5 protein-coding genes are annotated in these 7,337 nt (G+C 74.5%); 3 read left to right on the forward strand and 2 right to left on the reverse strand.

Annotated elements, in window-relative coordinates; all coding sequences use genetic code 11:
- Window positions 1-123: 123 nt before the first annotated feature.
- The 3 genes from ACH4FX_RS39815 (at window position 124) to ACH4FX_RS39825 (ending at window position 5,083) form a co-directional block, all read left to right on the forward strand.
- Window positions 124-687: a GNAT family N-acetyltransferase gene (locus tag ACH4FX_RS39815; RefSeq protein ID WP_398486407.1), complete on the forward strand. Its 564-nt coding sequence runs from the start codon at window positions 124-126 to the stop codon at window positions 685-687.
- A 515-nt stretch (window positions 688-1,202) separates the two neighbouring features.
- Entirely contained in the window at window positions 1,203-1,649 is a 447-nt protein-coding gene (locus tag ACH4FX_RS39820) for a pyridoxamine 5'-phosphate oxidase family protein (protein WP_398486408.1), read from the forward strand.
- A gap of 89 nt (window positions 1,650-1,738) precedes the next feature.
- The gene (locus tag ACH4FX_RS39825) at window positions 1,739-5,083 is read left to right on the forward strand and encodes an amino acid adenylation domain-containing protein (protein WP_398486409.1); all 3,345 of its coding nucleotides are present in this window, start codon (window positions 1,739-1,741) and stop codon (window positions 5,081-5,083) included.
- A 14-nt stretch (window positions 5,084-5,097) separates the two neighbouring features.
- On the opposite strand, the gene ACH4FX_RS39830 is transcribed toward ACH4FX_RS39825, so the two are convergent.
- A complete protein-coding gene (locus ACH4FX_RS39830) occupies window positions 5,098-6,567 on the reverse strand; it encodes a UbiD family decarboxylase (protein WP_398486410.1) in 1,470 nt (489 codons plus the stop codon).
- 51 nt (window positions 6,568-6,618) lie between these two features.
- Window positions 6,619-7,266 (reverse strand): non-oxidative hydroxyarylic acid decarboxylases subunit B, encoded by a 648-nt coding sequence (locus tag ACH4FX_RS39835; RefSeq protein WP_398486411.1) that lies wholly within the window; start codon window positions 7,264-7,266, stop codon window positions 6,619-6,621.
- Window positions 7,267-7,337: the final 71 nt, after the last annotated feature.

Consider the following 7,337-nt stretch of genomic DNA (forward strand, 5'->3'; position numbering starts at 1 on the left):
AACTCGCCCCGGAGCCGTTCCACCTCCCCGAGCCTCATACCTGCCAGCATGCTCCTGGTCAGCCACGATCGGCAGAGCTAACGAAGCACTACTAGCGCACGGCTTCGGCGATGGAGGGCCACGATGTTCGCGATATCCCTGGGCGACGACGGCGCGCGGCTGTGTCCCCTGGAACCGTGGCAGGCCGAGGAGTTCCTGGCCCACATCGACCGGGGGCGGGAGTTCATCGGGCGGTACAACGGGCTGCCGGACGTGGTCACGGACCTGGCCTCGTGCCGCGCGTTCCTGCGTGCGTACGCGGAGAAGGCCGCCGCCGACACCGGGCGCTTGTACGGCATCCGGACCGACGGCACGCTGGTCGGCGCGGTCTTCTTCCGGACGATGGACGTCGCGCAGGGCAACGCCGAGGCGGGCTGCTGGCTGGAGCCGGCGGCGGTCGGCAGGGGGCTGGTGACCAGGGGCGTACGGGTGCTCATCGACTGGGCCGTGGAGGAGCGGGGCATCCACCGCGTGGAGTGGTGGGTCGCGTCGGAGAACGCGCCCAGCATCGCGGTGGCACGGCGGCTGGGGATGACCAGGGACGGCGTCTCGCGCCGGAGCCACCTGTACCGGGGCGAGCGGCAGGACGAGGAGATCTGGTCGGTGCTCGCGCCGGAGTGGCGGGCGCGCCGGGCGGCCGGCCGCTGACCGCGGGCGCCGAGCGCCGGTGGCGTTCACCGGACGGGCGGCAGCGGGGCCCGGCCGGGTGCTCACGGAGAGCGGTGCCGGCCCAGCCTCCGTGGCGTGGCGTGTCCGTCACGATGTCTGCGCGAGCGGTCCTGTCCGCAAACCTCCCGGCGCGGCCGGGTCCCCCACCCCTCGGGGCGCATGGCGGTGCGGTCGGTGGTACACCGCTCGCGGTGGGCTCGTCTTTGCTCACCGAAATGTTCCGCATCATCCGCACGAGTGAACAGCGGCAACGGATCGCTGGGTAACTGCCTAGTGCACCCGTTTTCCCGGGTGTCATGGAGGCCACGGCGACACGGGCGTCCGGCCCGGATCGTCGGACCGGCCGCGACCGGACCGGGCACCGGACGCGGTGCGCGGCGCCCCGGCCGCCGTCCCCCGACGGTGTTCCGCCGCACACACCGGCCGGCTCTTCCTCCCGGCCCCGCCCCGTGTGCCTCCTCCGCTCCTCCTTCACACAATGGGGTTGATCAGGCATGTCCCTTGCGATGAGTGCGGCCGACCGGGAAGCGTTCCTCGCCGCCGCCCATGTGGCCGTCCTCGGAATCGGCGCCCCGGGCGGGCCACCGCTGCTCGTGCCCGTCTGGTACACCTACCGGCCGGGCGGCGAGGTCACCGTCCTGACCGGCCGGGAGTCCGTCAAGGCCCGGCGCATCCGGGCGGCGGGCCGGTTCGCCCTCTGCGTGCAGCGGGAGACGGCGCCGTACCGGTACGTCAGCGTCGAGGGCCCGGTGGTCGCCTTCGAGGACCGGGTGGACGCGGCCGAGCGGACGGCGCTGGCCCACCGCTACCTGCCGCCGGAGACCGCCCGCGCCTACTTGGCCGCGACCACGGACCAGCTCAGCACCGACGTGACCGTCCGGATGCGGCCCGCGCGGTGGCGCACCGCCGACTTCGCCTCCTTCGCCACCGCGTTCAGCTGACCCGGGCCGTCCGGCCCCGCCGGTCCCATCGGTCCGGCCCCCTCCTGCCCCGGCCTTCCGGGCGCCATGACCGTTTCGAGGTACAGACCATGCTGCGACCCACCCAGGCGTCCGGCCGGCCGGTCCGGCGCACGCCGTGGAACGACACGGCGACGCCGTACCCGCGCGACCGCTGCCTGCACGAACTGTTCGAGGAACGGGCGCAGACCGCGCCCGGTGCGCCCGCCGTCCGGCACGGCGACCGCACCCTGACCTACGGCGAGTTGAGCCGGCACTCGAACGCCCTCGCCCGGCGGTTGCTGACCGCCGGCGTCCGGCCCGGCGGCACCGTGGGGGTGATGGGCGGCCGGTGCCCCGAGGAGCTGGTGGCCTTCCTGGCCGTCGTCAAGTGCGGGGCGGCGTACGTGCCGTTGGACGACGCGTATCCGCCCGCCCGGTTGCGGGCCATGGCCGAGGAGGCCGAGGTACGGATCGCCGTGGCCCTGCCGGGGAGTACGTGCCGGGTGCGCAGGCTGCGTGCCTGTGTCGACGGCCGCCTCACCGCGCCGCCGCCGGGGGACGGGGCGGCTGCCCCGCCCGTCCCCCCGGCCGTCGCCGCCGCCCCGGAGGACTGCGCGTACGTCATGTTCACCTCCGGCTCGACCGGCCGCCCGAAGCCGGTGGCGATCCCGCACCGCGGCGTCGTGCGCCTGGCCGCCTCCGGCCCCTGGCTGTCGCCGCCCGCGCCCGGGGAGCGGGTGCTGCACGCCTACAGCTGCTCCTCCGACGCCTCGACCATCGAGATCTGGACGGCGCTGCTGTCCGGGGCCTGCCTCGTCGTCGCGGAGCGGGAGCAACTGCTGTCGGTGGACGCGCTGGAGCGGCTGCTGCGCGAGGAGGACGTGGCGGTCGCCTTCCTGACCGCGGGGGTGCTGCACCATGTGGCCCGCCACCGGCCGGAGGCGCTGCGGAGCCTGCGGTTCGTCTCGGCGGGCGGCGAGGCGCTCGATCCCCGGCTGTGCCGCCGGGTGCTGGCGGCCTGTCCCGGCATCACCTTGGTCAACTTCTACGGGCCCACCGAGAACAGCGTCGTCTCCAGCGCGTACGTGGTACGCGACCTGCCCGCCGACGCGGCCACCGTGCCCATCGGCCGCCCCTTCCCCAACTCGTCCTGCCACGTGCTGCGCGACGACGGCACGCCCGCCGGGCCGGGCGAGGAAGGCGACCTGCTCGTCGGGGGCGACGGCATAGCCATCGGCTACCTCAACGATCCGGCCCTGACCGCCGAGCGCTTCCTCGACGACCCCTTCGACCCCCGCCCCGGCGGGCGCCTGTACCGCACGGGCGACCGGGCCCGGTGGCGGCCGGACGGCACCCTGGAGTACCGGGGGCGCCGCGACCGGCAGGTCAAACTGCGCGGCTTCCGGGTGGAGCTGGACGAGATCGAGACGCGGCTGCGCTCGCACGAGGCGGTCGCGGAGGCCGTCGTGGAGATCGACGGGGACGGGGCGCACGCCCGGCCGGTCGCCTTCGTGACGCCGGCGCGGCCGGGCGAACGGGTCCCGGTCGAGCAGGTGCGCGCGTACGTGGCGTCCTGGCTGCCCGCGCCCGCCGTACCGGCGCGCATCCACGTCCTGGACCGGTTCCCCGTCACCGGCGCGGGCAAGGTCGACCGGCGCGCCCTGGTCGCGCGGACGAGGGTGCCCGCGGCCCGCGACGGGGCCCGCCCGGACGACGCCGTACCGGCCGGGCCTTGGCAGGACGGCACCGGCCCGTACGCATCCGAGCACCCGATGCAAACGGATGCAACCGGGAACGGCGACGCGAACGCAAACGCGCAACGCCGCCCCGGCGAGGCGCGTCCGGAGGACGGGAGCGGCGCCATGGAGAACGGGAGCAGCGCCACGGGAGACGACACCAGCGCCACGGGAGACGGTTCCGGCGCCACGGGGGACGGCTCCGAACTGCTGAGCGTGCTCGCCGGCATCTGGGAGCACGTCCTGCGCGTCCGCCCGGCACCCGCCGACAGCTTCTTCGACCTCGGCGGCGACTCGTTGCTCACCGCCGAGGTGACCACCAGGACGATGACCGCGCTCGGCATGGACGCGGCGCACGGCACCTTCCTCGTCCGCAGCCTGCTGCGGGAGCCGACGCTCGGCGCGTACGCGGCGGCGGTGGACCGGGCGCTGCGGGCCGGTCGCGCCGGGCGCCGGACCGGTGGTACGCCCGCCTCGGAGGCGGACTTCCGCCGCGAGGCCCGCCTGGGGCTGCGGCTGCCGCCGGCGCACGGCCCCGTCCCCCGCCGGCGCGACCCGGCGCGCGTCCTGGTCACCGGCGCCACCGGTTTCATCGGCGCCTTCCTGCTCGACCGGCTCGCACAGGTCACCGGCGCCGAGCTGCTGTGCCCCGTCCGGGCCCGGGACGCGGCGCACGCACGGCGCCGGGTGTGCTCCAACGCCGCACGCTACGGCCTCGACCCCGCCCCGTACGAGCAGCGCCTGACCTGCTTCCCGGCCGACCTGACCGCGCCGCGGCTGGGCCTGTCCGAGGAGCGGTTCGGGCAGCTGGGCGCGACCACCGACCTGATCCTGCACGCCGGGGCGCACGTCAACTTCCTCTATCCGTACGCGGCGCTGCGCCCGGCCAACGTCGGCGGCACCCGGGAAATGGTGCGGCTGGCCGCCGGACGGCGCATACCCCTGCACTTCCTGTCCACCGTCGCCGTCCTGGCGGGCTTCGGCACCGCCGGGGTGCGGCAGGTCGCCGAGGACGTGCCACTGGCCCACGCCGACCACCTGACCATGGGGTACGCGGAGAGCAAGTGGGTGGCCGAGCGGATGCTCAAGGAAGCGGCGCAGGCCGGTCTGCCGGTGGCGGTGCACCGGCCGTACGAGGTCACCGGCGAGGAGCGGACCGGGATCTGCAACACCGAGACGGCCATCAGCTCGCTGTTCCGGGTCATCGCGGAGACCGGTGTCGCGCCCGATGTGCCACTGCCGCTGGACTTCGTGCCGGTCGACCACCTGGCCGCCGCCGTGGTGCACCTGGCGACCCACGAGCCGGCCGACGGCCGCACCTACCATCTCACCAACCCCCGGCCGGCCCGCCTCGCCGACATGCTGGCCCGTATGCGGGCGGCGGGCTACGGCATCCGCGAACTGCCGTACGACGCCTGGGTGGCGGAGCTGGTCCGGCACGTGGCGCGGCACCCCAGCAGCCCCACGGCCCCGTTCGTCTCGCTCTGCGTGGACCGCAGCAACAAGTCCGACATCAGTGTGAAGGAGATGTATCTCGACGATGTCTTCCCGCGGCTCGGGCGGGCGAACACCGAACGGGGCCTGGCGGGCAGCGGGCTGCGCTGCCCGCCCACCGACGCCGCGCTCCTCGACCGCTACCTCGCCTTCTTCCGCTCCAGCGGCTTCCTGCCGCCGCCGCGGCCCGGCGACGGCGGCTGAGCCGGCACGGGCGCTCACAACGGCCGGGCGCCTGCCAGCAGTTCGAAGGTGCGGCGCTGCACGTCGGCCGGGTAGTTGTCGGCGAAGGCCGTGCTGCGCAGCTCGTCCTCGCGGACGCAGTCGAAGACGACGGTCGGTCCGGTCCCGGTGGCGCGCTCCTTCTCGTGGTAGCAGACCATCAGGTGCATGATCGCGGTGTCCGGCAGGACGTGGATGCCGTCGGTGGGGTGCGAGCGGGTCGCGAAGCCCCACAGCACGTCGCGGACGTCGGTCGGGTCGATGTCGTCGTCCAGGACCATGATCCGGGTGACCCACCAGCCGCCGTGCGGGAAGGCGTCGACGGCCTCGCCGACCGCCCGGCACAGCTCCTGGGAGGAGGTGAAGGAGGTGCGCTCGCGCCAGTCCCGGTCGACGGTGACGGCCAGCACGTGGACGGCGGTCTCCGGGATCATCCAGGCGGCGGCGACCGGGATGCCGGCCTCGCGCAGGTAGTGGGTCCAGCGGGCGGAGTGGGTCAGGCCGATCAGGGTGTGGTCCTCGTCCACGGGCTTGCCCGCGCACACCACCGGCATGACCGGGTCGTCGCGGTGGGTGACGGCGGTGACGTGGTAGGCGGGCAGCGACCAGCTCCCCTCGGGGACGTACCCCGCGAACTCGCCCATCGGCCCCTCCGGCAGCAGCTCGTCGTGGTCGATGTAGCCCTCGATGACGATCTCGGCCGTGGCGGGCACTTCGAGGTCCACCGTCTTGCACCGTACGACCTCGATCGGCTCGCCGAAGTAGGCGCCCAGGTAGGCCGCTTCGTCGACGTGCTCGGGCAGCGACATGGTGGACACCAGCGGGACGGCGGGCTCGGCGCCCAGCACGAGCGCGAAGGGGGTGCGCTCGCCGCGCGCCCGCCACATGTCGTCGATGACGCCGATGTGCTGCGGCGAGCCCGTGAAGGCGACGATGCGGCGCGCGTCGTGCAGCATGGCGCGGGCGATGCCCCAGTTGGTCCACTTTCGGTCCGGGCTGCGCAGCACGAACGTGCCGACGGTGTTGGCGTACCTGCCGCCGTCGCCCTGGTGGAGCAGCGGGAACGGCAGTGCGGTCAGGTCGATGTCGGCGCCGAGCAGGACGTTCTCCTGGCACGGTCCCGCGTCCAGGGTGACGGGCGGTACCGGCGGCGCCGCCTGGGCGGCGACCAGGCCGTCCATCAGCTGCCGCGGCGGGGTGTCCGGGTCGAGGCCCAGCGCCAGCGCGAGGCGCGCGTAGGGCGCGCCGGGCCGGCTGCTCAGCGCGGCGGGCGCGGCCAGGACCCGGAAGCCGGGCCGGCAGCCGCGGATGCGGGACAGCAGCTGGGCCGGGGCCCGGTGTTCGGTGGCGTAGCGGGCGATCGCGCCGATCTCCAGTTCGGGATCGACTTCGTCGTCGATGACGCGCAGGTCGTCGAGTCCGGCCAGGGCGTCGAGGTAGGAGCGGAGGCTGGTGAGGTGCTTCATGGGTGGCTGCTCATCCTTCGTCGTGGTGGGGAGGCGGCGGGGCGGGAGCGGTCAGGGGTGGCCGGGCACCGGCTCGGTGGCGCGGGCCTGCTGCCGGGCCGCGTGCATCCCGTTCCAGCGGTACGCCTTGGGGGTGTCGATGCCGAACTGGTCGAGCACGCGGGTGACGGTGTGCCCGACGATGTCGTCGACCGTCGCCGGGTGCTGGTAGAAGGCGGGCACCGGCGGCAGCATCACCGTGCCCATGCGGGCCAGGGTGAGCATGTTCTCCAGGTGGATCTCGCTGAGCGGGGCCTCCCTGGGCACCAGCACCAGCTTGCGGCGCTCCTTGAGGGTGACGTCGGCGGCGCGGGCGATCAGGCCGTCCGCGTAGCCCATGCGGATCGCGGCCAGCGTCTTCATGCTGCACGGGGCGATCACCATGCCGTCCACGCGGAACGAGCCGGAGGAGATCGCCGCGCCCTGGTCCTCCGGGCTGTGTGTGACGTCGGCGAGCGCGGCGACCTCGCGCACGCTCATCGAGGTCTCCCACTCGATGGTGCTCCGGGCCCAGCGGCTGATCACCAGGTGCGTCTCCACGCCGCCGTGCGCGCGCAGCCGCTCCAGCAGCCGTACGCCGAGCACGGCGCCCGTCGCGCCCGTGATGCCGACCACCAGCCGCGCCGGGGCGGCGCTGCCGCCGCCGATCATGTCCGCCATGTCCACCTCTCGTTCGTGTGCGGGCAGTGCCGCGTCGTGCGGGGGCCGGGGCCGGCCCTGCGGGTGGCAGG

Source organism: Streptomyces sp. NPDC018019 (assembly GCF_044327805.1).
In the GTDB taxonomy this organism is placed as follows: Bacteria; Actinomycetota; Actinomycetes; order Streptomycetales; family Streptomycetaceae; genus Streptomyces.

Bases quoted from the DNA above. Each gene is read 5' to 3' on its own strand.
- ACH4FX_RS39815 (WP_398486407.1), top strand. From the start codon at position 124: ATGTTCGCGATATCCCTGGGCGACGACGGCGCGCGGCTGTGTCCCCTG.
- ACH4FX_RS39820 (WP_398486408.1), top strand. From the start codon at position 1,203: ATGTCCCTTGCGATGAGTGCGGCCGACCGGGAAGCGTTCCTCGCCGCC.
- ACH4FX_RS39825 (WP_398486409.1), top strand. From the start codon at position 1,739: ATGCTGCGACCCACCCAGGCGTCCGGCCGGCCGGTCCGGCGCACGCCG.
- ACH4FX_RS39830 (WP_398486410.1), bottom strand. From the start codon at position 6,567: ATGAAGCACCTCACCAGCCTCCGCTCCTACCTCGACGCCCTGGCCGGA.
- ACH4FX_RS39835 (WP_398486411.1), bottom strand. From the start codon at position 7,266: ATGGCGGACATGATCGGCGGCGGCAGCGCCGCCCCGGCGCGGCTGGTG.